Below are 22,576 nucleotides of genomic sequence, written 5' to 3'. Positions count from 1 at the left end.
ACCACGCAGGCACCACGAGCACGCCCGATGGACACTGAGGTGGTAACCGCTGAACCCGACCGCCAGGCGCTGCTCGCCATCGCGAGCGAGATATTGGATTCGGCCACAGCGCGTTTCGTCCAAGGGCTCGGCGCGCCCAGCGCGGTCGAGAAGGGACGCGGCGATTTCGCCACCGCCCTGGATCTGGAACTCGAGCGGACGCTGTCCGACGCACTGCTCGAGCGCACCGGAATCGGTGTGCACGGTGAGGAATTCGGCGGCCCCTCACTCGAGTCGGGTACCGCGTGGGTCCTGGACCCGATCGACGGGACGTTCAATTACTCGGCGGGACATCCGCTCTCGGGCATCCTGCTGGCACTGGTGCACGAGGGGACGCCGGTGCTCGGCCTGACCTGGCTGCCGCTGCTGGGCCGCCGCTATGCCGCCGCGGTCGACGGTCCGTTGCTGCTGGATGGAAAACCGATGCCGCCCTTGGCCTCTGGAACCCTCGCCGAATCGATGATCGGTTTCGGCGCGTTCAACGTGGACTCGCGCGGCCGCATTCCGGGCCGGTTCCGCTTCGACCTGCTGGGCGCGCTGAGCCGGCTGTCCGGCCGGGTGCGCATGCACGGCTCCACCGGAATCGATCTGGCCTTCACCGCTTCGGGCGTGCTGGGCGGCGCGGTCGTGTTCGGACATCACCCGTGGGACAACGCCGCCGGGGTCGCGCTGGTGCGCGCCGCGGGGGGAGTGGTGACCGACCTGCGCGGGCAGCCGTGGACCCTCACCTCGCGATCGGTGCTCGCGGCCGCGCCGGGAGTGCACGAGGAATTGCTGGAGATGATCAACACCGCGGTCGACGAGGCCGCCGGGGAGGCGAACCGATGACACTGGCCGTGCGAGTGATTCCGTGCCTGGATGTCGACGCCGGACGCGTCGTGAAGGGCGTGAACTTCGAGAACCTGCGCGACGCGGGCGATCCGGTGGAACTGGCCGCCGCCTACGACGCCCAGGGCGCGGACGAGCTGACCTTCCTGGACGTCACCGCCTCCACCGGCGACCGCGGCACCATGATCGATGTGGTGACCCGCACCGCGGAGCAGATCTTCATCCCGCTCACCGTGGGCGGCGGCGTGCGCACCGTCGACGATGTGGACCGGCTGCTGCGTGCCGGCGCGGACAAGGTGTCGGTGAACACCGCCGCCATCGCGAATCCGGAGATCCTGCGGCAGATGTCCGAACGGTTCGGCTCGCAGTGCATCGTGCTGTCCGTGGACGCCCGCACCGTGCCCGAAGGCACCGAACGCACCCCCTCGGGCTGGGAGGTCACCACGCACGGCGGTAAGCGCGGCACCGGGATCGACGCGGTCGAGTGGGCCGTGCGCGGTGCGGAACTGGGCGTCGGGGAGATCCTGCTGAACTCGATGGACGCCGACGGCACCAAGGCGGGTTTCGATCTGCGGATGCTGCGGGCCGTGCGCGCCGCGGTCTCGGTCCCGGTCATCGCCAGCGGCGGTGCGGGCAAGGTGGCGGATTTCGCGCCGGCGGTAGAGGCCGGCGCCGACGCGGTGTTGGCGGCGAGCGTATTCCACTTCGGGGATCTGACCATCGGACAGGTCAAGGACGCCATGCGCGGCGAGGGCATCACCGTCCGCTAGCGTGGTGGTGTGAGTCTGGATCCCGCCATCGCCGCCCGCCTCAAACGCAACGAGGCCGGACTGGTCGCCGCCGTAGCGCAGGAGCGGGGCAGCGGTGACGTGCTGATGATGGCCTGGATGGACGACGAGGCACTGGCCCGCACTCTGGCGACGCGCAAGGCCACCTACTATTCGCGCTCGCGTCAGCAGTACTGGGTCAAGGGCGAGACTTCCGGGCACACCCAGTATGTGCACGAGGTGCGTCTGGATTGCGACGGCGACACCGTGCTGCTGATCGTCGATCAGGAGGGCGCGGCCTGCCACACCGGTACGCACACCTGCTGGGATTCCGACATCCTGCTCAGTGATCGGAGCTGAGCCGGTCGCGGGTACGCCGCCGCGGGTGAACCGGGGGCCTCACTCCGAAGCTGATTCGCTGGGCTGAGCCGCAGACGGGCGTCCGTTGGTACGCCCGAGCCCGCGGGTGAGCCCGGCCTCGAGTTGCGCGACCATGGCCTGGCCGAGTTCCGCGAGCTGTTCGGTCTGCTGCTCGTCGAGTCCGTCCAGGACCAGCCCGCGCACGGCCTCGAGATAGCCGGGGGTGGCCTGCTGCACCTTCAGATACCCGGTTTCGGTGAGTACCGCGTCCGCGCCCCGGCGACCCGTGGACATCTCCCGCTCGGCCCAGCCGAGCCGCTCCAATTTGGTCACCACATGGGACAGGCGAGATAGCGAAGCGTTTGCCCGAGAGGCCAGTTCGCTGAGCTGAAGTCGGCGTTCGGGTTCGGCGGCCAGTAGCTCGAGGACGAGGTACTCGAAGTGGGTGACACCCGATTCGCGCTGCATCTGCGTATCCATGGCGGCGGGCAGCCGGGTCGTGAGCGCGACAAGAATTCGCCACGCTCGCTGTTCGGTGGGGTTCAGCCACTTCGTCACTTCGAGCCTCTCTTACAGCCAAGTGACGTGATCTGGTTAGCGAAACTGGTTGGTCTTGAACGGTCAATCCACGGTCACCTGCAGACACGTAGTTTGCCATGATTTCGCTCGATGGTCACGGATGTTGTGAATGACGTGACATCTCTCACCCGTTGCGCTCCACGTCGGCGGGCTGGACCGACGGCGGCGGTGAGCTGGGGTCCTTGCGATGCCGCCCGGCGTGCCGCGTGCGCCAGCGCCCGCGCATCCGCAGGAACAACGCGAGAAGAAAAAGAATGGCGGCGACTATGGCGCCGGTCAACGTCGCGCCGCGAAAACCCGGCGCCTGGACGTCCAGCACGCGCTCCCCGGCATGGGCCGCGCCGCTGCCGCCCCAGACGATGGTGAGCGTCATCAGGTTCGGCAGGGCGATCACCAGTGCGAGCACGGCCGCGCATCCGGCCATGAACCGCCCGCCCCTACGCCGCCAGACCGCGACGACGGCCATCAGCAGGAAAAGCGGGATCGCCGTGCAGAAGAATCCGAACCCCAGACCCGACCAGATTCCCTTGGCGAAACTGCCGTGCCCGGACATGCTCGCGATGCGCTGTGCCCACCAGCGCGGAATGAACGAGGCCAGGATGAAATAGGCGACGACCAGCGCCACGATCACGGCGGCAATGCCGATGATCCGATTCCGCCACGTATTGGTGCTGGATGATTGCTCCGCACTTTGCGAGGTCATGTGACCAGCGTAGGCGGAATTTGCCGAAGTACCGGGCGCGGCACACGCCCGGTATCGGAAAGCCGGTCAGACTCCCAGCAGTGTGGCCACTTCCGGATTCTTGATCTGCATGACGTCCAGGATGCCGTGCGCCTTCAGGAACGGCCTGAGCTCCTTGATGCGATCGGCGTGCTCGGCGTACTCGTCCGGGAATTTGCGCCGGTCCAGGCTCTCCAGAGCCTTGGCGTAGGTGACGAAGGACGCCAGGGCATCGGACCGGGTACCGCCGGTCTGCGGGCTGCGCGGCATCGTCCGGGGCGCCTGACCGGGCATCGCGCCCAGCGGCTGCGACGGGAACCGGGGGGCCTCGGGTGCGATCGGTTGCGAGGGGTACATCGGTCTACGAACTCCGCTCTGTCTCGTGTGCCCTGCCGCCGCGCTGATCAGGCTCGCGCGTCGCGCAGGGCATGAAATATCCGCTTGGTCTAGCTGCTGGTGGAACGGGGACCGGTACCCCTCGGCATCGATCGCCGATCGGCCCGGTCCGGTAGAGCATTTCCTGGAACTCGGTGCTGCCCAGGGTTCGACTGCGTCCGATGGCCCGCCCGGAAGAGCTCGGCGAGCGGACTTCGTCGGGTGCGGGTTCGGCGCATCCGCCGCCGATGACCTCGTTCGGCCGCGAACGGCGTTCGTAAGGGTAGCGCCCGGGACGCCCGCGCATGGTGCGAACCGGGCAGCCCGGATATGGGCCGCGGGAATCTCGGTTGCCCGTTGCTGAAATGATGGGCGGTATGCACGGCGCAACCGATCGTCCGGGGACATCGACCACCACCACCCGCGAACACTTCCGTGCTCTCGCGGCCGAGCACCGTGTGGTACCGGTGACTCGAAAGGTGCTGGCGGACTCCGAAACTCCGCTTTCGGCCTACCGTAAGCTGGCCGGCGACCGGGCGGGCACCTTCCTGCTCGAGTCGGCCGAGAACGGCAGATCGTGGTCGCGATGGTCGTTCATCGGCGCGGGCAGTCCGGCCGCGCTGACGGTGGTGGACGGGGCGGCGGCGTGGTACGGCGCGACCCCCGCCGACGCCCCGTCCGGCGGTGATCCGCTGCGCGCCCTGCGGGACACGCTCGAGCTGCTGCGCACCGAGCGGTTCCCGGATCTGCCGCCGCTGACCGGCGGGCTGGTCGGTTACCTGGGCTACGACATCGTGCGCCGGCTGGAGCGGCTGCCCTCGCTGGCGCAGGACGATCTGCACGTTCCCGAGATGGTGATGTTGCTGGCCACCGACCTGGCGGCCTTCGACCACCACGAGGGCGCGATCACCCTCATCGCCAACGCGGTCAACTGGAACGGCACCGACGAGCGCGTCGACGAGGCGTACGACGACGCGGTCGCGCGTCTGGACCGGATGACCGTCGCCCTGGCCGCACCGGCCGAGTCCACGGTTTCGGTGTTCGACCGGCCCGAACCGGAGTACCGGCGGCAGCGCAGCAGCCAGGAGCACCACGCGGGCGTGCGCCGGCTGGTCAAGGAGATCGAGGCCGGTGAGGCGTTCCAGGTGGTGCTCTCGCAGCGATTCGAGATGGACTACGACGGCAGCCCGCTGGATCTGTATCGGATGCTGCGGGCGTCGAATCCGAGTCCGTACATGTACCTGATGCACGTTCCGGACGCGGCGGGACAGACCGCGTTCACGATCGTCGGCTCGAGCCCGGAAGCGCTGGTGACCGTCAAGGACGGCGTCGCGACCACCCACCCGATCGCGGGTACCCGGTGGCGCGGGGCCACCACCGAGGAAGATCTGCTGCTCGAGAAGGACCTGCTGGCCGACGAGAAGGAGAATGCGGAGCATCTCATGCTCGTCGACCTGGGCCGCAACGATCTGGGCCGGGTGTGCCGCCCCGGGACGGTCCGAGTCACCGACTATCGCCACGTCGAGCGGTACAGCCATGTGATGCATCTGGTCTCCACCGTCTCCGCGCAGCTGGCCGAGGACCGCATCGCCCTGGACGCGGTGCAGGCGTGCTTCCCGGCGGGCACGCTGTCCGGTGCGCCCAAGGTCCGGGCGATGGAGCTGATCGAGGAGTTGGAGCCGACGCGTCGCGGGGTGTACGCCGGAGTGGTGGGGTATCTCGACTTCGCCGGTGACGCCGATACCGCGATCGCCATCCGCACCGCGGTGCTCAAGGACGGCATCGCCTATGTGCAGGCCGGCGGCGGCATCGTCGCGGACTCCGAACCCGAATACGAGGACACCGAGTCCCGCAACAAGGCGATGGCGGTGCTCAAGGCCGTCGCGGCAGCACGCACGGTCCGCGCCTTCGCCCCCGAACAGGGCACGGCGAGCTGAGGTGAGTTCCGCGGATTCCGAACCGGCCCAGTCGAATTCGGCCCCCGAGAACTCTGCGTCGGCCTCCGGTGCGGATGGCGTGAACACCGACGCGGCGCGGGCGCGGACCGATGCGGTGCAGGCCAGGCCCGACGCGGCGCAGGCCGGAACCGATGGCGAGCAGGCCCGAGCCGACGCGGCCGTGGTGCGAGGGGACGCCGCGCGGGCCCGTGCGGAGGGTGTGTCGCCCGAGGCCGGTCAGGCCCGCGTCGAGCCGGCCCCGCCCGGCGTCGAGCACGCCGCCCGCACCGACGACGACGCTCCCGAGCGGCCGCAAGCCCCCGGGCGGCGAAAGAACCCGATCGGGCCGGTGGTGTTGCTCGTTTCGGCGGCGGCGGCGCTGTGGGCCGCGTCGCGCATGACCTGGGTGACGATCGTGTCCTCCGACGGGCTCACCGAACCGGCCACCCATCGGCTCGACGGCGGCGTGTGGTTCGGCGCGCTGACCCCGGTGGCTCTCGTCCTGCTGGCCGGTGTCGCGGCCGTCTTCGCGACCCGCGGCTGGCTGCGGCGGCTGGTCGGGGTGGTGGTCGCCCTGCTGGCCGCGGTGGCCGCGGTGCCGGGATTCGCATTGCTGACCCATCACGGCAGAACGGCCGAACGCGCCGCCACGCTGGCTCAGCTACCGGCCCGCGCGCACGTGGATCATGTCACCACCGCGGCATTTCCCGCGGCGCTGAGCCTGATCGGCGCGCTGCTGGCCTTCGTCGCGGGTGTGCTGCTCGCCCGAATGCCCGAGGCCACGGCGAGAATGTCGGGCAAGTACGACAATCCGGTGTTCCGGCGAGCGGCCGCGGCCGAGCAGGTCGCGCGGCAGCGCGACGCCGTGCCGGACTCGGCTTCCGCAACCTCCGGGCACACACCGGCCGGCGCGGTAGAATCCGATGCCGCGCAAGCGGGTTCGGCAGCGAAGGAACCCCTGTCCGAACGTGTGCTGTGGGATGCGCTGGATGCGGGAGCGGACCCCACCGACGATGGGGCCGAACGTGACCGGTGAGTCATATCCGCCCAGGTGCGACGCGGAACACCCCGCCGTCGGCGTCGGGAACATAGCCATTTACTCTTTATCAAGTTCGGTGAGAGACAACGGCCTGGGGGGACTCTCAGGCATCAACTCCGTCTCCCCAGAAAGGATTCGAGCCAGATGACGGTACTCGACTCGATTCTCGACGGGGTCCGCGCGGATGTCGCCGCACGGGAAGCCCACCTGGATTTCCAGGCCGTCAAGAAGGCCGCCGCGGCGGCCCCGTCCCCGCGCAACGCGCTGGCCGCATTGCACCAGGACGGTGTCGGAGTGATCGCCGAGGTGAAGCGGTCCAGCCCCTCCAAGGGCGAGCTGGCCGACATCCCGGATCCCGCCAGCCTGGCCAAGTCGTACGAGGACGGTGGCGCGCGGATCATCAGCGTGCTCACCGAGGGCCGCCGGTTCAACGGCTCCCTGGACGATCTCGACGCGGTGCGCGCGGTCGTCGACGTGCCCATCCTGCGCAAGGATTTCGTGGTCGGTCCGTATCAGATCCACGAGGCCCGCGCGCACGGCGCGGACGTGATCCTGCTGATTGTGGCCGCTCTGGAACAGGACGTGCTGTCCTCGCTCATCGATCGCACCGAATCGTTGGGGATGACCGCGCTGGTCGAGGTGCACACCGAGGAGGAGGCGGACCGCGCGCTCGAGGCGGGAGCCTCGGTCATCGGCGTGAACGCCCGCAACCTCAAAACGCTCGAGGTGGATCGCGACGTATTCGCGCGGATCGCGCCCGGCCTGCCCACCGAGGTGATCCGCGTCGCGGAGTCCGGTGTCAGCGGTACCGCCGATCTGCTCGCCTACGCCGGTGCGGGCGCGGATGCCGTCCTGGTCGGCGAGAGCCTGGTGACCAGCGGTGATCCGCGCGCGGCGGTATCCGAGCTGGCGACCGCCGGAACCCACCCGTCGTGCCCGCGTCCGCTGCGCCGGGGTGCGGCACGATGAACCGGACCCAGGAACCGGTACTGCCCCAGGCCAGCGAGGGCGTGACGCAGCGCAGCCACGAACCCGATGCGAGCGGGCATTTCGGGGTCTATGGCGGTCGGCACGTCCCCGAGGCGCTGATGGCCGTGATCGAGGAGGTCACCGCCCAGTACGACAAGTGCCGCGTCGATCCGGACTTCCTCGCCGAGCTGGACCGGCTGCAGCGCGACTACGCCGGACGTCCCTCACCGCTGTTCGAATGTGTGCGCCTGGCCGAATTCGCCGGCGGAGCGCGCATCTTCCTCAAGCGCGAGGATCTGAACCACACCGGCTCGCACAAGATCAACAATGTGCTGGGCCAGGCGCTGCTCGCCCAGCGAATGGGCAAGACCCGGGTCATCGCCGAGACCGGCGCGGGACAGCACGGCGTCGCCACCGCGACCGCCTGCGCTCTGCTCGGGCTGGACTGCGTGGTCTACATGGGCGCGGTGGACACCGCCCGCCAGGCGCTCAACGTCGCGCGGATGCGGCTGCTCGGCGCGAAGGTCGTCTCGGTGACCACCGGTTCGCAGACCCTCAAGGACGCCATCAACGAGGCGTTGCGCGACTGGGTCACCAACGCGGACGAGACCTACTACGCGTTCGGCACCGCCGCGGGGCCGCATCCGTTCCCGCTGCTGGTGCGCGATTTCCAACGCGTGGTCGGGCTGGAGGCGCGGGCGCAGATCCAGGCGCAGGCCGGGCGGCTGCCCGACGCGGTCGCGGCCTGTGTGGGCGGCGGATCCAATGCGATCGGCATCTTCCACCCCTTCATCGACGATCCGGGCGTGCGGCTGATCGGGTACGAGGCCGCTGGTGACGGAGTCGAAACCGGAAGGCACGCAGCCACATTCACCGGTGGAACGCCGGGCGCGTTCCAGGGCGCATACTCGTATCTGCTGCAGGACGAGGACGGGCAGACGATCGAGTCGCACTCCATCTCCGCCGGGCTGGACTATCCGGGCGTCGGCCCGGAGCACGCCTACCTCAAGGACATCGGTCGCGCCGAGTACCGCCCGATCACCGACACCGAGGCGATGGACGCGCTGCTGCTGCTGTCCCGCCGCGAGGGCATCATCCCGGCCGTCGAATCCGCGCACGCCGTGGCCGGTGCGCTGACCCTGGGGCGCGAGTTGGGCGAGGGCGCGATCATCCTGGTGAACCTGTCCGGTCGCGGCGACAAGGATATGGATACCGCGGCCAAGTGGTTCAACCTGTTCGATGAGGACGCGCGATGAGTGGGCATGCTGGTCGCGGCGATAAGGACGCGGCTGTGATATGCAAAAGCGCGGCGGCCGAGTGGTGCGACTTGTTCGATGAGGACGCGCGATGAACGGGCATGGCGGTCGCGGCGACAAGGACACGGCAGTGACATCGAAAAGCGCGGCGGCCGAGTCGTTCGGCCGGTTCGACGAGCCGCAGGAGGAGCAGAAGTGAGCCGGTTGGCGGAGATGTTCGCGGCGTGCCGGGCCGAGGACCGGGCCGCGTTGATCGGCTACCTGCCCGCCGGTTATCCGGATCTGGCCGGTTCCATCGCCGCGTGCCGGGCGATGGTCGAGTCCGGTTGCGATGTCATCGAGGTCGGCGTCGCGTATTCCGACCCGGTGATGGACGGGCCCACCATCCAGGCCGCCGCCGAGCAGGCGTTGCGCGCCGGGGTGCGGGTGCGGGACGTGTTCGCCGTCGTCGAGGCGATCACGGCGGCCGGTGGTAAGGCCGTGGTGATGACGTACTGGAACCCGGTGCTCCAGTATGGCGTCGACCGGTTCGCCCGGGATCTGTCCGCCGCGGGCGGCCTGGGTATGATCACCCCGAATCTGATTCCGGAGGAGGCGCAGGACTGGTTCGCGGCCTCCCGGGCGCATGGTCTGGACCGGATCTTCCTGGTCGCGCCGTCCTCCACCGAGGAGCGTCTGGTCAAGACCATCGAGGCCAGCAGCGGTTTCGTCTATGCCGCCTCGACGATGGGCGTGACCGGCGCGCGCGCCGCGGTGTCCTCGATGGCGCCGCAATTGTGCGCACGGATCCGGACCCACTCCGATATCGCGATCGGCGTGGGCCTGGGTGTGCGCAGCGGCGCGCAGGCCGCGGAGATCGCCGCCTACGCCGACGGGGTGATCGTCGGGTCGGCCCTGGTCACCGCCGCCGGTCAGGGGCTCGACGAGGTTCGCGCGCTGACCGCGGAACTCGCCGAGGGCGTACGTTCGGCGGCCGTCACCACCTAGCGCGCGATCTCCGGCCGACCGCGCCTGATGCGGCGCGAGCGGTTTCCGTTACGGTGGGCGCGTGACCTACCGACTCCTGGCCGAGAGTGTTGTCGCCAACAGTGCCGTGCACGGTTCCGTGCTGGCCTATATTCCGAGTCCGCCACGCGGGGTCTGGAATCTCGGGCCGCTACCCCTGCGGGCGTACGCAGTGTGCATCATCATCGGCATCATCGTCGCGATCTGGTGGGGCGAGCGGCGTTGGCAGCAGCGCGGCGGCCGCGCGGGCGCGGTGCTGGACGTGGCGATGTTCGCGGTGCCGTTCGGCCTGGTCGGCGGGCGGCTCTACCACGTGTGCACCGACTGGTACCGGTATTTCGACACCGGCAAGGATCCCTGGGACGCGCTGAGGGTCTGGGACGGCGGCCTCGGCATCTGGGGTGCGGTGCTGCTCGGCGGCGTGGGCGCCTGGATCGGTTGCCGGGTGTACCGAATTCCGTTGCCCGCCTTCGGTGACGCCATCGCGCCGGGCATTCTGCTGGCCCAGGCGATCGGCCGGTTGGGCAATTACTTCAACCAGGAGCTGTACGGCCACGACACCACCAAGCCGTGGGGCCTGGAAATCTATCTGCGCTTCGACCACAACGGCCAGCTGGACATGATGAACGGTGTGTCCACCGGCGTTGTCCAGCGCATCGTGCAACCGACCTTCCTGTACGAGCTGGTGTGGAATCTGATCGGCGTGGTGTTGCTGATCCTGGCGGACCGGCGCTGGCGGATCGGCCACGGACGGCTTTTCGCGCTGTACGTCGCGATCTACACCTTCGGCCGATTCTGGGTGGAGCTGCTGCGCGACGACGACGCCACGCACATCTTCGGCATCCGGATCAACTCGTTCACCTCGACGATCGTATTCGTCTGTGCCATCGCCTATTTCGTGCTCGCCACCAAGGGGCGCGAGGCCGCCGCGACGCTGCGGCCCGGCGGCCACCGGCCGTGGCCGTGGCAGTTCGGCGCCTTGCGCGAGCACGGCGCGCAATCGGCGGAGCGAGAAGGGGATTCGACGCAGGCCACGGACTCCGACGACATCCCGTCCGCGTCCGGTGCCGAGGATTCCGCTGCGGACGGCGGGAAATCGGGTGCGCCGTCGCGAGAATCGGGGCAAGCTGAGCCCGCCGGTTCGGCGCCCGAATCCGAAACCGAGGAGCGGAGTCCCGGTAGCGAAAACGACACCGCCGACGATGAGGAATCGACGGTTTCCGCGGCGGCGGAGTCGTCGGGCACCACGGCGAAACGCGGCGAGTAGGACCGGGATCGATATCCGATCCGCCACGACGCGGCGGGCGGGGTGAGGCGGGTCGCGATGGTGCGGCCCGCGGACGAGGAGGACAGATGACCGAGCACGAGGTGCACCAGTGACCGACCCCTATCAGCAGCCCGGTTACGGGCCGCAGTACGGCGCGCCGGGCACCGGCCCGGGTATCGGCGGGCAGCCGTACGGGCAACCGCAGTACCCGCAGGACGCGTACGGACAGCCGCAGGACGCGTACGGGCAATCCAACCCCTACAACCAGCAGGTGTACGGACAGCAGCCGGGCGGGTACCCGCAACCCGGCTATCCGGCCGGTCCGTACGGCCAGCCCGGAATGGATCCGCAGGCACCGTTCGGCCGCGATATGTACGGCATGCCGTACTCGGACAAGTCGAAGCTGGTAGCGGGCCTGCTGCAACTGTTCCTCGGCGGTTTCGGAGCCGGGCGATTTTATCTGGGCTACAACGGGATTGCCGTCGCGCAGCTGCTGGTCACCATCTTCACCTGCGGTCTGGGCGGCATCTGGCCGCTGATCGACGCGATCATGATCTTCCTGGGCAATGTGCCCGACACCTACGGACGGCCGTTGCAGGAGAGCTGATTCGCCGATCGCCGGAATTCGGCTCATTGCGAGCGAAAGCCTGCGGCCGACGGGCGCGCATGCCGTAGGCTGTGCCGGTTCTGTCTCTCGGGCCCGCTCGACGGGCCCGCCTGCCGGAGAGGTAAATCCGTTGCGCCGCAAGCTGTTCGCCGCCGTGCTCGCGTTCATCGTCGTTGCCGGGACGGCCGCCGGGTGCGGTAGCGGCGATCCGAACGTATTGAAGGTCGGAACCGAGGGCACCTACGCACCGTTCAGCTATCAGGGCAGCGACGGCAAGCTCACCGGATACGACATCGAGGTCGCGCAGGCGGTGGCCGGCAAGCTGGGCAAGAGGTCGAATTCACCCAGACCCCTTGGGATTCGATCTTCGCCGGTCTGGCTTCCAAGCGATTCGACCTGGTCGCCAACCAGGTGACGGTGAATCCGGAGCGGCAGCAGAAATACGCTCTGTCCCAGCCGTACACGACGTCCGAGGGCGTCATTGTCACTCGCGCCGACGACCACTCGGTGCTCGCCCCGGCCGATCTGCGCGGTAAGACCTGCGCCCAGTCCTCGACGAGCAACTGGAGTCAGGTCGCCGCCGCGGCGGGCTGCAAGGTCGAGGCCGTGGAGGGGTTCGTGCAGGCGATCCAGTTGCTGAAGCAGGGGCGCGTGGACGCCACGATCAACGACACCCTCGCGGTGGGGGAGTACAGCAAGAAGACCGGCGACACCGCCGTGCGGATCGCGGTCCACACCGGTGATACCAGTAAGCAGGCATTCGCCGCGCGCAAGGATTCCGGCGCTCTGATCGGCCGAATCGACGACGCGCTCAACACGTTACGCGCGGACGGCACCCTGGCGCGGATCTCCGCGAAGTACTTCGGCGCCGACGTGAGCAAATAGGCCGGTCGGGCGATCCATGGACTCCCCGACCTGGGAGCTGATCCGGCACAACCTGGAGCCGATGCTCGTCGCGACGGTCACCAAGACGTTGCCGCTGACCGCGATCAGCTTCGGTATCGGCCTGGTGCTCGCGTTGTTCGTGGCACTGGCCCGGATGTCGTCGGTGCGTCCGGTCGCCGCGGTGGCGCGGTTCTATATTTCGCTCATCCGCGGTACGCCGTTGCTGGTCCAGTTGTTCATCGTGTTCTACGCACTGCCCGAGTTGAATATCGTCATCGACCCGTTCCCGGCGGCGGTGATCGCGTTCAGCCTGAACGTGGGTGGCTATGCGGCGGAGGTGATTCGCGCGGCGATCCTGTCGGTCGAGCGCGGACAGTGGGAGGCGGCGGAGGCGCTGGGCCTGTCGTATCCGCAGACGCTGCGGTTGATCGTGCTGCCGCAGGCCGCGCGAATCGCGTTGCCGCCGTTGTCCAACACCCTCATCTCGTTGGTGAAGGACACTTCGCTGGCCTCCACCATTCTGGTAACCGAATTGTTGCGAGTGGCGCAATTGGCGGCTGCCCCGACTTTCGATTTCTTCGCGCTCTACGGTGTGGCCGCCCTCTATTACTGGGTGCTCTGTCTGGTGCTCGGATTTGCGCAAACTCGTCTCGAGACCCGGCTGGCCAGACATCTCGCGGGGTGAGCCGGGCCATAGGCTCGGCCTATTGATAGCGAAGGGTGTGCCCACTCGGCGAAGCCGACCGGGCAGGACTAGGCTCGAGCCGTGATGCGACGGACAAAGATTGTGTGCACCCTCGGGCCGGCCACAGCCTCCGAGGACCGGATCCGCGAACTTGTCGAAAGCGGCATGGACGTGGCCCGGCTTAACTTCAGTCACGGCGAACACGCCGATCACGCTGAGAACTACGAGAAGGTGCGGAAGGCCGCGGATCACCTGGGTCGCGCCGTCGGCATCCTGGCCGATCTACAGGGCCCCAAGATCCGGCTCGGCCGGTTCGTGGACGGCCGCACCACCTGGGCCACCGGCGAGGAGGTGCGCATCACGGTCGAGGACGTGGAGGGCACCCACGACCGGGTGTCCACCACGTACAAGGAACTGGCCGCCGACGCCAAGGCGGGCGATCGGCTGCTGGTCGACGACGGCAAGGTCGGGCTGACCGTGCTGCGCGTCGAGGCCAACGACGTCGTCTGCCGGGTGACCGAGGGCGGACCGGTGTCGAACAACAAGGGCGTGTCGCTGCCCGGTATGGATGTCTCGGTTCCGGCCTTGTCCGAGAAGGACATCGCCGATCTCGAGTTCGCGCTGAAGCTGGGCGTGGACTTCATCGCGCTCTCGTTCGTGCGCTCCCCGGCGGATGTGGAACTGGTGCACGACGTGATGGATCGCGTGGGCCGCCGGGTCCCGGTGATCGGCAAACTGGAGAAGCCCGAGGCGATCGACAATCTCGAGGCGATCGTGCTGGCCTTCGACGCGATCATGGTTGCGCGCGGTGACCTGGGCGTCGAGCTGCCGCTCGAGCAGGTGCCGCTGGTGCAGAAGCGCGCCATCCAGATGGCAAGGGAGAACGCCAAACCCGTGATCGTGGCGACCCAGATGCTGGAGTCGATGATCACCAATTCCCGCCCGACCCGCGCCGAGGCCTCCGATGTCGCCAACGCGGTGCTGGACGGCGCGGACGCGGTGATGCTCTCGGGCGAGACCTCGGTCGGCGAGTACCCGATCGAGACGGTCCGTACGATGGCGCGCATCGTGCATGCCGTGGAATCCGAAACCTCCACGCGGGTACCGCCGTTGACCCATGTGCCGCGCACCAAGCGCGGTGTCATCTCCTACGGGGCCCGCGATATCGGCGAGCGGCTCAACGCCAAGGCGCTGGTGGCGTTCACCCAGTCCGGCGATACCGTGCGCCGCCTGGCCCGCCTGCACACCCCGCTGCCGCTGCTGGCCTTCACCCCGCTGCCGGAGGTGCGCAGCCAGCTGTCGCTGAGCTGGGGCGTGGAGACGTTCATCGTGCCGACCGTGCGCACCACCGATGAGATGATCGGTCAGGTGGACAAGGAACTGCTGTCGCTGAACCGGTACGCCAAGGGGGATCTGGTCGTCATCGTGGCCGGTTCCCCGCCGGGAACGATCGGTTCCACCAACCTGATCCACGTGCATCGCATAGGCGAGGAGGACCACTAGTTGAGTACGTCACTGGGCGAATCGGTGTCTACGGGAACGGGCGATCTGGACGTTCTGCTCGGTCTGCTCGACCTCGAGCAGACCGGTGTGGACACGTTCCTCGGCCAGCACCCGGAGAAGGTGTGGAGCCGGACCTTCGGCGGTCAGCTGGTCGCGCAGGCGATCATCGCCGCCGGGCGTACCGTGGGCCCCGAACGTCCGGTGCACGCGGTCAACGCGCATTTCGTGCGCGGCGGCGATGTGAAGAAGCCGATCGAATACCGCGTCGAGCGGCACCGGGACGGCCGCGCGTTCGCCAATCGAACCGTCACCGCCTATCAGGACGACCAGGAGCTGTTCGTCATGCTGGCGGCCTTCCAGGACTACGGCAAGGGTCTCGAGCACGCCACCCCGCAGCCCCAGGTGCCCGATCCGGACGGTCTGCCGCGGGTCGAGGAGTCGTTCGAGGGGCTCGAGGACCGGCTGCAGATGTTCGTCCAGGCTCCGCATCCGATCGATATGCGGTACACCAACGATCCCGCGTGGATCCTGAAGGGCACCGGCGAAACCCTGAACCACAATCGCGTGTGGATGAAGGCCGACGGCACTCTGCCCGACGATCCGCTGATTCACGTTGCGACGCTGGGCTATTCGTCGGATACCACGGTGCTGGATTCGATCATCACCACGCACGGTCTGTCCTGGGGCTTCGACCGGATCGTCGCGGCGACGGTGAATCACTCCATCTGGTTCCACCGCCCGTTCCGCTTCGACGACTGGGCCCTGTACGCCACCCAGTCACCCGTGGCCGCCGGTCAGCGTGGTCTGGCCATGGGGCACTTCTATTCTCGCGCAGGCGAATTGCTCGCCACGGTCGTCCAGGAAGGCGTCATCCGGCACTTCCCGGCCAGGCGCTGAGCCGCGCGGCTCAGATCAGTTCGCGGTTCTCCTCGAGGTCGAAACTCTCCCGGTGCAGGGTGTGGATCTCGTAGGGGGCCGCGTCCTCGGCCGCGATGCACAGCATCAGGCGGGTCTCCAGCTGGGCCAGATTGGCCTCGGTGAGCAGTTTCGCGTCGCCGACGAGGCTCAGCGCGATCTCGTAGGTGCGGCGATCGCCGGGGTCGGCGCCCGGATGATCAAGGCGCCATTGGGTTTCCAGCACCGCGTGGGTGGGCTGGTCGGGGTCGACCGGCAGCGTGAACCGCCAGGCGAACAGATCGCGGTCGGCCACGTGTTCGTCGACCACCCGGCGGACGGTGGCCACGACACGATCGAGAGTTTCGGGTGTCACGTAAACATGGAGCGAAACATCCGAAATGCGTTTCGGCATGTCTGAGTCCTGTTCTTGTGTCGAACCTTCGGCGGGCCATTCGCCCGGCAGTGTAGTCGCTCTCCGCCGCAAATGGGGAGGACGCCTCCGTACTGGAGCGTCGGCGCGAATTGCTCAGGCCTGACGGCCGATTCGAGTGATGTCGGTGACCGGCGGCTCGTCCTGCCGCCCACCGGGCAGAACCACCAGACGCGGGCGGCCGCGGTCGTCGGTGGTGCGGGCGGCCGGCATGCACAGCGCCAGCAGCAGCGGCGCGAGGGTTTCGGCGATCTGGTCGCCGACCTCGCAGTACTTCTCCGGGGACAAGCCCACCGGATCGGCGATGTTCTCCCGGCCCACCAGCGCCAGATCGTTGCGGGCGCGATCCATTTCCGGGACGGTGCGCGCCCCGCTGACCTTGGCGATGCGGTACGCCTGCAGCAGGGTGAAGGTGCGCGGCCGCGCGCCGGGGACGTGCGCGACGATGTCGTCGCGGATCTGCTCGGTCATGGCCAGGACCAGATCGGCGCGATCGACCATCTCCGGCTTCAGGCGGCGGGCGCGGAATCCGCTCGCGTTCGCGCCGAGTCCGGTGATCGTCTGTGCCGCAAGCGGTTCCACGCCGAATCCGACCAGTGCCCGGGTGCCGGCGCTCTCGGCGGTCAGCTCGTCGTACAGTCCGTGTTCGTCCGCCAGCGCGCGGGTGAGGCGTTCGGCGATCACCGAGCGGCACACATTGCCGGTGCAGACGAACAGGACATGCATGGCAGGTACGGTATGCGTCCGCGGGCGCGGCGAGAAGATGCCAATGGCGGAAATCCGCCATTGTCGCCAGATGTTCATTTCCGTGTAGCGAGTCGCGCGAGAAACGTTTGCTTGTGAGTCGCTGAACGGCCCCGAACTCGGCCATTTATTTGCCGCTGGAATCTTCGCGATAATAAGTCTTTTCACCGACCACGGGCGCGGTCTTCGGATCCGCGTCCTCGACCCGCCCGCGCGTGGAGAACAGCCGTCCGCGCGTCGGCACCGTGGGCGCGACCCGGGCGAGCCCGGCCGGGGTGGTCATATCGTCGTACATGGTGTCGATGCCGCCGCGCCGGAAGTACGCCTCGTGCCAGAACCCGGTACCCCCGGAATCCCGCAGAAAGCGCTGCCACCAGTCGCGATGCGGTGACGATCGGGTCCACCGCTCCAGACTGTCCAGGTCGCGCCAGTACTGCCGCGCACCCCAGTGCGGCGGGAACAGCGACCAGATCAGATCTTCGTGCAGCAGCAGTCCGTCGGGCCGATCGCGGTGCGAGCGATAGAGTTTCGGCCCCAATCCGAGCAGTCGCAGCATGCCTCGCGGCCGGCGCACGCGCATACCCAGATAAACGACGACGAGATCCGGATATTCGGACAGATCCGCGGTGAGTCGATTCACGCGCATTCGCGACCTCCCATCGAGCCGGGGTGCGGATTGCCCCTGTCCCGTTTGCACGTAATACGCCGGTGATCGGTTCGATCGGTGCGGTCACCGAGGGCTCGGGAGTCGATTCCGGTCCGATAACATTCCCGGCGATCGATCGTCCGTCGATGTGCGGATCGGCGAAAGCGCCGACCGGGGCCGAAGTGGCCGCGAAGCTGGTGCCGAGTGTGGGACTCGAACCCACACGTCCTTTCGGACAACGGTTTTTGAGACCGTCGCGTCTGCCTGTTCCGCCAACTCGGCGCACCGGGTGCAAATCATAGCCGGTGACCCTCCCGAGAACCGAATCGGTGTGATACTGCCCCGGTTCCTGCTGGGTAGGTGGGTTCTCGGCGGCGTCGAACGGTACGCTTTAGGGCACTCGGATGCGTAGCGGTCCGTCGAGGGCGGCGTCGGACTGTATCGGAGCATCGGGTATCGGCATCGGAACACGAGGGGTCTTTCTATGGGAACGTCAACAGGGGGCGCGAAGAAGGATGGGGCGACCGCCGCCAAGCGTGTGGTCGTGGCCGAGGACGAGGCACTCATCCGGATGGACCTGGTGGAGATGCTCACCGAGGAGGGGTACCAGGTCGTCGGCGAGGCGGGCGACGGCCAGCAGGCGGTCGATCTGGCCGCCGAGCTACGACCCGATCTGGTCATCATGGATGTGAAGATGCCACGCCGCGACGGCATCGATGCCGCGGCGGAGATCGCGACCAATCGTGTTGCTCCCGTTGTGATTCTGACCGCATTCAGCCAGCGCGATCTGGTCGAGCGGGCCCGGGACGCGGGTGCGATGGCCTATCTGGTCAAACCGTTCACCAAATCCGATCTGGTACCGGCGATCGAGCTGGCAGCCAGCCGTTTCCACGAGATCACCGCGCTCGAGAGCGAGGTCGCGAGCCTGTCCGAGCGGCTCGAGACGCGCAAGCTGGTCGAGCGCGCCAAGGGTGTGCTGATGCAGACGCAGGGGTTGTCGGAGCCGCAGGCGTTCAAGTGGATACAGCGGACCGCGATGGACCGCCGCACGACGATGAAGGCGGTGGCCGAGGTCGTGTTGGAGAACCTCGCCCCCAAGTCGTAGTAGCGACCTATTTGCCGTCGATTTACACGGCGGCAACATGATCTTGACGAATATTCGGGATCCAAGTAGCACTTATGGCTCGAATGTGATGCGGACCTAACGTCACAACGCTATGTTCTGAGCTTGGCCGACATGGTCGGCCCTCTCGGCAACCCCGGGGGATCGGTGAACATAGAGGTGAATCGTGCTTGGTTCAATAACGCGGAGCACCACGCGCACTCGCGTGGTTCGCGGAGCGTTGGTGATCGGAGCGGCGGCCGTTCTGGCCGTGGCCGGTTGCAGTAGCAAATCGACGTCGAACAGCGCCGGTGGCGGCAGTGGAACCGGTCTGTCGATCAAGTCGCTGGTGCAGATCGATAGCCAGGGCAAGGCGGTGACCCAGTCGGGTACGGCCCAGGCCGCCGATCCCGCGGGCGACGGCAAGGCCAAGTGCGCGCCCACCACGGCGATCGCGATGGCCGGCGCGCTCACGGGGGCGAACTCCGCGCTCGGCATCAACATCGTCGACGGCGTGAAACTCGCTGTCCAGCAGCACAACAAGGCGAACCCGGGTTGCCAGGTAGTGGTGAAGCCCTTCGATACCGAGGGTGATCCGCAGAAGGCCAGCCAGGTCGTCCCGACGGTCATCAGCGATCAGTCGGTGACCGCGCTGATCGGTCCCGCGTTCTCGGGCGAGACGAAGGCCACCGGCCAGATCATCAGTGACGCCGGACTTCCCGCGCTGACCTCCTCGGCCACCAACGCCTCGCTGACCAAGAACGGGTGGAAGACCTTCTTCCGCGGTCTGGCCAACGACGATCTGCAGGGTCCCTCGGTCGCGCACTACCTGACCGGCTCGGGCGGTTTCAAGAAGATCTGTGTGGTGCAGGACGACTCCGATTACGGTGTGGGCCTTGCCAAGTCGGTCATCGCGGCGCTCGGCTCCGCCTCCGACGAATCCTGCGCGGCTCAGGTGAAGACCGGTGACAAGGACTTCTCCGCGACGGTCTCCAAGCTCTCGGCCGCGAAGCCGGACGCGATCTTCTACGCCGGCTACTACGCCGAGGCGGCCCCGCTGGTGGAGCAGCTGCATTCGGCCGGTGTGACCGCGACCTTCGTCTCCGACGACGGCACCAACGACCCGCAGTTCGTCAAGCAGGCCGGTGATTCCTCCAAGGGCGCCCTGCTGTCCTGCCCCTGCGGCCCCGCGCCGGACTCCTTCGCCGCCGCCTACAAGGATCTGAACAAGCAGGATCCGGGCGTGTACTCGGTCGAGGCGTACGACCTGACCACGATCGTGCTGAAGGCAATCGACTCGGGCAAGGTCACCCGTCCCGACGTGCTCGATTTCGTGCGCAACTACGACGGCCAGGGCCTGGCCCGGCACTACAAGTGGGATGGCACGGGCGAACTGTCGAACGCCCTGATCTGGATGTACCAGGTCAAGTAGGGACCAACCCCGTATCGGCAACAGCGTGCACCGGTAGGCGAACCCATCGTCCCGGTGCACGCCCCTTCCATCACCTCGGCGGGGGCACCCGTGATTTCCGCTCCGGCGGCGCGCATCGGGACTCGGGCACGCTGTTGCCCACGATGACGAGAGTGTCGAATGTCTGTAACCGTATTGGCGGATCCCGCGCTGTATGCCGGGACCATTGATTTCAACATTTCCGGGGTGGCCGACCAGTTCTGGCAGCTCACCGTCGACGGGTTGAGCTACGGCGCGATCTACGCGTTGGTCGCCGTCGGCTACACCCTGGTCTACGGCGTATTGAGGCTCATCAACTTCGCCCATTCGGAAGTCTTCATGTTCGGCATGTTCGGACAGTATGTCGGATTGGAGCTGCTGGGGTTCTCCGCCAGTGGGAACACCTATTCCGAGGGCCTGCTGATGACGATCGTCTACCTGCTGGTGGCGATGCTGATCGGCATGGCGGTGTCCGGTGCGACCGCCGTCGGCCTGGAACGGGTGGCCTACCGGCCGTTGCGCAAGCGCGGCGCCAAACCGCTGATCTTCCTGATCACCGCGATCGGCATGTCCTTCGTGCTGCAGGAGTTCGTGCACTACGTGCTGCCGAAGATCGTGCCCGGGCTGGGCGGCACCAATCCGCAGCAGCCGATCAAACTCGTCGAGCCCAAACAGGAGTTCTCCCTGTTCGGTGCCTCGGTGACGAATGTGGCGATCGTGATCGTCCTGGCCGCCGTCGCGCTGGCCGCGCTCACCGAGATCCTGATCAACCAGACCAAATTCGGCCGCGCCATCCGCGCGGTCGCCCAGGACCCGGACACCGCGACGCTGATGGGCGTATCGCGCGAACGGGTCATCATGCTGACCTTCCTGATCGGCGGTCTGCTGGCCGGCGCCGCCGCGACGCTCTACACCTTGAAGGTGCCGCAGGGCATCGTCTTCAACGGCGGATTCATCCTCGGCGTCAAGGCGTTCAGCGCCGCGGTGCTCGGCGGCATCGGCAACCTGCGCGGCGCACTGCTGGGCGGTCTGCTGCTGGGCCTGGCCGAGGACTACGGCCAGATCCTGTTCGGCACCCAGTGGCGTGACGTGGTCGCGTTCGTGGTGCTGGTGGCGGTGCTGATGTTCCGCCCGACCGGCATCCTGGGAGAGAGTCTCGGAAAGGCCCGGGTATGAGCGTCAGGCCCGGAGGAGGCAGCTTGCGTAACCACGGAGGGCCCGTGAATGCCCGGAATGGACACAGAGTATGAGCGAGGCGACGAAGGTGCCGGTGACTCCCACCGCGCCGCAGCAGCCGCGCGGTGTCGGTGATGCGATCCGCGGCTGGTGGGGCGGGTTGTCCCGGCCGGCGCAATGGGCGTTCGGCGTGCCCGCGGTCATCGTGCTCGGGCTGATCGCCCTGTTCCCGCCACCGCTGATCAACACCCCGGGCACCAGTTTCGGCGGGGTGATGGCGCAGTTCGCGATGTACGCGCTCATCGCCATCGGCCTGAACGTCGTGGTCGGGCAGACCGGTCTGCTGGATCTGGGGTATGTCGGCTTCTACGCGGTCGGTGCCTACACGGTCGGAATCCTGACCAGCCCGAACAGCCCGTTCCACTCGAATTCCGGTGTCTTCGACTCGAAATGGGCGTGGCTGCTGTGCGTACCGCTGGCGATCCTGGCGACCGCCGCATCGGGCCTGATCCTGGGTACCCCGACGCTGCGGTTGCGCGGTGACTATCTGGCGATCGTGACCCTCGGATTCGGTGAGATCGTGCGACTGCTCGCCGACAACCTGGGCGGGGTCACCAACGGCAGCCTCGGGCTGTCGGCCATCGCCTATCCGCACCTGGGCGAGTCGAAAACCCATACCGGCGGCTACTTCTCGGCCGGAAACCTGGGTGACCGCCACTCCGGGAACCTGCTGGACCGGGCGAATTCCGGGGTCTGGTGGTTCTGGCTCGGCATGCTGCTGGTGATCGTCGTGCTGATCCTGGTCGGCAATCTGGAGCGCAGCCGGGTCGGCCGCGCCTGGGTCGCGATCCGCGAGGACGAGGACGCCGCGGAGATCATGGGCGTGCCCACCTTCAAATTCAAGTTGTGGGCGTTCACGATCGGCGCGGCGGTGGGCGGACTGTCCGGCGCGCTGTACGCCGGTCAGGTGCAGTTCATCAACCCCACCGGGTTCAACGTCATCAACTCGATGCTGTTCCTGTGCGCGGTGGTGCTGGGCGGTCAGGGCAACAAGCTCGGCGTGATCGTCGGCGCGTTCCTGATCGTGTACCTGCCGAACCGGTTCATGTCGGTGAACGTGGCGGGTCAGTCGCTGGGTGACTTCAAATATCTGTTCTTCGGTCTCACGCTGGTGGTGGTGATGATCTTCCGTCCGCAGGGGCTGTTCCCGGCGCGGCAGAAATTGCTCGCCTACTCCAGGCAGGTGTACCGAGCGGTACGGCGGCCGGCACCGGCCGCCGAGGCGACGGGAGTGGGCGCATGACGGGGC

24 protein-coding genes, 1 tRNA gene and 1 pseudogene are annotated in these 22,576 nt (G+C 67.6%); 19 read left to right on the top strand and 7 right to left on the bottom strand.

Annotated elements, in window-relative coordinates; genetic code table 11:
- The first annotated feature begins 27 nt into the window (after nt 1–27).
- From AC5WS7_RS35230 to hisI, 3 genes are read left to right on the top strand one after another with little or no spacing between them, the layout of a single operon-like run.
- On the top strand, nt 28–867 hold the full coding sequence (locus tag AC5WS7_RS35230; protein WP_495958957.1) for an inositol monophosphatase family protein: 840 nt from the start codon (nt 28–30) through the stop codon (nt 865–867).
- Entirely contained in the window at nt 864–1,637 is a 774-nt protein-coding gene (hisF, locus tag AC5WS7_RS35225; RefSeq protein WP_495958956.1) for an imidazole glycerol phosphate synthase subunit HisF, read from the top strand. Before AC5WS7_RS35230 ends, hisF begins: the two co-directional genes overlap by 4 nt.
- 9 nt (nt 1,638–1,646) lie before the next feature.
- The gene (hisI, locus tag AC5WS7_RS35220; RefSeq protein ID WP_495958955.1) at nt 1,647–1,994 is read left to right on the top strand and encodes a phosphoribosyl-AMP cyclohydrolase; all 348 of its coding nucleotides are present in this window, start codon (nt 1,647–1,649) and stop codon (nt 1,992–1,994) included.
- Between the two features lie 39 nt (nt 1,995–2,033).
- On the opposite strand, the gene AC5WS7_RS35215 is transcribed toward hisI, so the two are convergent.
- From AC5WS7_RS35215 to AC5WS7_RS35205, 3 genes are all read right to left on the bottom strand, one after another.
- Complete coding sequence (locus AC5WS7_RS35215; RefSeq protein ID WP_495958954.1) at nt 2,034–2,552, bottom strand: MarR family winged helix-turn-helix transcriptional regulator; 519 nt, start codon at nt 2,550–2,552, stop codon at nt 2,034–2,036.
- 145 nt (nt 2,553–2,697) lie between these two features.
- Nucleotides 2,698–3,276: a permease gene (locus AC5WS7_RS35210; protein WP_495958953.1), complete on the bottom strand. Its 579-nt coding sequence runs from the start codon at nt 3,274–3,276 to the stop codon at nt 2,698–2,700.
- A 66-nt stretch (nt 3,277–3,342) separates the two neighbouring features.
- Nucleotides 3,343–3,651: a hypothetical protein gene (locus AC5WS7_RS35205; RefSeq protein ID WP_495958952.1), complete on the bottom strand. Its 309-nt coding sequence runs from the start codon at nt 3,649–3,651 to the stop codon at nt 3,343–3,345.
- A gap of 383 nt (nt 3,652–4,034) precedes the next feature.
- Between AC5WS7_RS35205 and AC5WS7_RS35200 the strand changes: the two genes are divergently transcribed.
- From AC5WS7_RS35200 to AC5WS7_RS35145, 12 genes and pseudogenes are all read left to right on the top strand, one after another.
- The gene (locus AC5WS7_RS35200; RefSeq protein ID WP_495959030.1) at nt 4,035–5,606 is read left to right on the top strand and encodes an anthranilate synthase component I; all 1,572 of its coding nucleotides are present in this window, start codon (nt 4,035–4,037) and stop codon (nt 5,604–5,606) included.
- A gap of 1 nt (nt 5,607) precedes the next feature.
- Nucleotides 5,608–6,642: a Trp biosynthesis-associated membrane protein gene (locus tag AC5WS7_RS35195; protein ID WP_495958951.1), complete on the top strand. Its 1,035-nt coding sequence runs from the start codon at nt 5,608–5,610 to the stop codon at nt 6,640–6,642.
- Between the two features lie 147 nt (nt 6,643–6,789).
- Nucleotides 6,790–7,614: an indole-3-glycerol phosphate synthase TrpC gene (gene trpC, locus AC5WS7_RS35190; RefSeq protein ID WP_495958950.1), complete on the top strand. Its 825-nt coding sequence runs from the start codon at nt 6,790–6,792 to the stop codon at nt 7,612–7,614.
- On the top strand, nt 7,611–8,870 hold the full coding sequence (gene trpB, locus AC5WS7_RS35185; protein WP_495958949.1) for a tryptophan synthase subunit beta: 1,260 nt from the start codon (nt 7,611–7,613) through the stop codon (nt 8,868–8,870). Before trpC ends, trpB begins: the two co-directional genes overlap by 4 nt.
- A 213-nt stretch (nt 8,871–9,083) precedes the next feature.
- Nucleotides 9,084–9,857, top strand: a complete 774-nt coding sequence (trpA, locus tag AC5WS7_RS35180; RefSeq protein ID WP_495959029.1) for a tryptophan synthase subunit alpha — start codon at nt 9,084–9,086, stop codon at nt 9,855–9,857.
- Nucleotides 9,858–9,918: 61 nt separating this feature from the next.
- The gene (lgt, locus tag AC5WS7_RS35175) at nt 9,919–11,142 is read left to right on the top strand and encodes a prolipoprotein diacylglyceryl transferase (RefSeq protein WP_495958948.1); all 1,224 of its coding nucleotides are present in this window, start codon (nt 9,919–9,921) and stop codon (nt 11,140–11,142) included.
- Between the two features lie 109 nt (nt 11,143–11,251).
- A complete protein-coding gene (locus AC5WS7_RS35170; protein WP_495958947.1) occupies nt 11,252–11,749 on the top strand; it encodes a TM2 domain-containing protein in 498 nt (165 codons plus the stop codon).
- Nucleotides 11,709–12,196, top strand: a pseudogene (locus tag AC5WS7_RS35165) (transporter substrate-binding domain-containing protein); the annotation flags it as partial. The gene AC5WS7_RS35170 and the pseudogene AC5WS7_RS35165, both read left to right, overlap by 41 nt.
- A gap of 60 nt (nt 12,197–12,256) precedes the next feature.
- A complete protein-coding gene (locus AC5WS7_RS35160; protein WP_495959028.1) occupies nt 12,257–12,634 on the top strand; it encodes a transporter substrate-binding domain-containing protein in 378 nt (125 codons plus the stop codon).
- Between the two features lie 16 nt (nt 12,635–12,650).
- A complete protein-coding gene (locus AC5WS7_RS35155; protein WP_495958946.1) occupies nt 12,651–13,319 on the top strand; it encodes an amino acid ABC transporter permease in 669 nt (222 codons plus the stop codon).
- A gap of 81 nt (nt 13,320–13,400) precedes the next feature.
- The gene (pyk, locus tag AC5WS7_RS35150; protein WP_495958945.1) at nt 13,401–14,822 is read left to right on the top strand and encodes a pyruvate kinase; all 1,422 of its coding nucleotides are present in this window, start codon (nt 13,401–13,403) and stop codon (nt 14,820–14,822) included.
- On the top strand, nt 14,823–15,719 hold the full coding sequence (locus AC5WS7_RS35145; protein ID WP_495958944.1) for an acyl-CoA thioesterase: 897 nt from the start codon (nt 14,823–14,825) through the stop codon (nt 15,717–15,719). It begins immediately after the preceding gene.
- A gap of 10 nt (nt 15,720–15,729) precedes the next feature.
- Here the strand turns inward: AC5WS7_RS35145 and AC5WS7_RS35140 are convergent, their stop codons facing one another.
- The 4 genes from AC5WS7_RS35140 to AC5WS7_RS35125 all read right to left on the bottom strand — a co-directional run bounded on the left by AC5WS7_RS35140 (nt 15,730) and on the right by AC5WS7_RS35125 (nt 17,821).
- Nucleotides 15,730–16,092 (bottom strand): hypothetical protein, encoded by a 363-nt coding sequence (locus tag AC5WS7_RS35140; RefSeq protein ID WP_495958943.1) that lies wholly within the window; start codon nt 16,090–16,092, stop codon nt 15,730–15,732.
- 153 nt (nt 16,093–16,245) lie between these two features.
- Nucleotides 16,246–16,875 (bottom strand): arsenate reductase/protein-tyrosine-phosphatase family protein, encoded by a 630-nt coding sequence (locus AC5WS7_RS35135; protein ID WP_495958942.1) that lies wholly within the window; start codon nt 16,873–16,875, stop codon nt 16,246–16,248.
- A 145-nt stretch (nt 16,876–17,020) separates the two neighbouring features.
- Nucleotides 17,021–17,539: a phenylacetaldoxime dehydratase family protein gene (locus AC5WS7_RS35130; RefSeq protein WP_495958941.1), complete on the bottom strand. Its 519-nt coding sequence runs from the start codon at nt 17,537–17,539 to the stop codon at nt 17,021–17,023.
- A gap of 195 nt (nt 17,540–17,734) precedes the next feature.
- Nucleotides 17,735–17,821 (bottom strand) — tRNA-Leu (locus AC5WS7_RS35125).
- Nucleotides 17,822–18,023: 202 nt separating this feature from the next.
- Between AC5WS7_RS35125 and AC5WS7_RS35120 the strand changes: the two genes are divergently transcribed.
- The 4 genes from AC5WS7_RS35120 (at nt 18,024) to AC5WS7_RS35105 (ending at nt 22,570) form a co-directional block, all read left to right on the top strand.
- The gene (locus AC5WS7_RS35120; RefSeq protein WP_495958940.1) at nt 18,024–18,644 is read left to right on the top strand and encodes an ANTAR domain-containing response regulator; all 621 of its coding nucleotides are present in this window, start codon (nt 18,024–18,026) and stop codon (nt 18,642–18,644) included.
- 238 nt (nt 18,645–18,882) lie between these two features.
- The gene (locus AC5WS7_RS35115; RefSeq protein WP_495958939.1) at nt 18,883–20,073 is read left to right on the top strand and encodes a branched-chain amino acid ABC transporter substrate-binding protein; all 1,191 of its coding nucleotides are present in this window, start codon (nt 18,883–18,885) and stop codon (nt 20,071–20,073) included.
- Nucleotides 20,074–20,232: 159 nt separating this feature from the next.
- Complete coding sequence (locus tag AC5WS7_RS35110; protein WP_495958938.1) at nt 20,233–21,267, top strand: branched-chain amino acid ABC transporter permease; 1,035 nt, start codon at nt 20,233–20,235, stop codon at nt 21,265–21,267.
- A gap of 70 nt (nt 21,268–21,337) precedes the next feature.
- A complete protein-coding gene (locus AC5WS7_RS35105) occupies nt 21,338–22,570 on the top strand; it encodes a branched-chain amino acid ABC transporter permease (RefSeq protein ID WP_495958937.1) in 1,233 nt (410 codons plus the stop codon).
- Nucleotides 22,571–22,576: the final 6 nt, after the last annotated feature.

It is taken from the genome of Nocardia sp. PLKS1-43, assembly GCF_059510335.1.
The sequence above is the reverse complement of the archived record's forward strand: the minus strand, read 5'-3'. Positions and strand labels throughout refer to the sequence as shown.

What these genes read in the sequence shown, in the direction of transcription:
- AC5WS7_RS35230 (WP_495958957.1), top strand. Translation starts at nt 28, where the DNA reads ATGGACACTGAGGTGGTAACCGCTGAACCCGACCGCCAGGCGCTGCTC.
- hisF (WP_495958956.1), top strand. Translation starts at nt 864, where the DNA reads ATGACACTGGCCGTGCGAGTGATTCCGTGCCTGGATGTCGACGCCGGA.
- AC5WS7_RS35210 (WP_495958953.1), bottom strand. Translation starts at nt 3,276, where the DNA reads ATGACCTCGCAAAGTGCGGAGCAATCATCCAGCACCAATACGTGGCGG.
- AC5WS7_RS35205 (WP_495958952.1), bottom strand. Translation starts at nt 3,651, where the DNA reads ATGTACCCCTCGCAACCGATCGCACCCGAGGCCCCCCGGTTCCCGTCG.
- AC5WS7_RS35200 (WP_495959030.1), top strand. Translation starts at nt 4,035, where the DNA reads ATGATGGGCGGTATGCACGGCGCAACCGATCGTCCGGGGACATCGACC.
- trpC (WP_495958950.1), top strand. Translation starts at nt 6,790, where the DNA reads ATGACGGTACTCGACTCGATTCTCGACGGGGTCCGCGCGGATGTCGCC.
- trpB (WP_495958949.1), top strand. Translation starts at nt 7,611, where the DNA reads ATGAACCGGACCCAGGAACCGGTACTGCCCCAGGCCAGCGAGGGCGTG.
- trpA (WP_495959029.1), top strand. Translation starts at nt 9,084, where the DNA reads ATGTTCGCGGCGTGCCGGGCCGAGGACCGGGCCGCGTTGATCGGCTAC.
- AC5WS7_RS35155 (WP_495958946.1), top strand. Translation starts at nt 12,651, where the DNA reads ATGGACTCCCCGACCTGGGAGCTGATCCGGCACAACCTGGAGCCGATG.
- AC5WS7_RS35135 (WP_495958942.1), bottom strand. Translation starts at nt 16,875, where the DNA reads ATGCATGTCCTGTTCGTCTGCACCGGCAATGTGTGCCGCTCGGTGATC.
- AC5WS7_RS35130 (WP_495958941.1), bottom strand. Translation starts at nt 17,539, where the DNA reads ATGCGCGTGAATCGACTCACCGCGGATCTGTCCGAATATCCGGATCTC.
- AC5WS7_RS35120 (WP_495958940.1), top strand. Translation starts at nt 18,024, where the DNA reads ATGGGAACGTCAACAGGGGGCGCGAAGAAGGATGGGGCGACCGCCGCC.
- AC5WS7_RS35110 (WP_495958938.1), top strand. Translation starts at nt 20,233, where the DNA reads ATGTCTGTAACCGTATTGGCGGATCCCGCGCTGTATGCCGGGACCATT.
- AC5WS7_RS35105 (WP_495958937.1), top strand. Translation starts at nt 21,338, where the DNA reads ATGAGCGAGGCGACGAAGGTGCCGGTGACTCCCACCGCGCCGCAGCAG.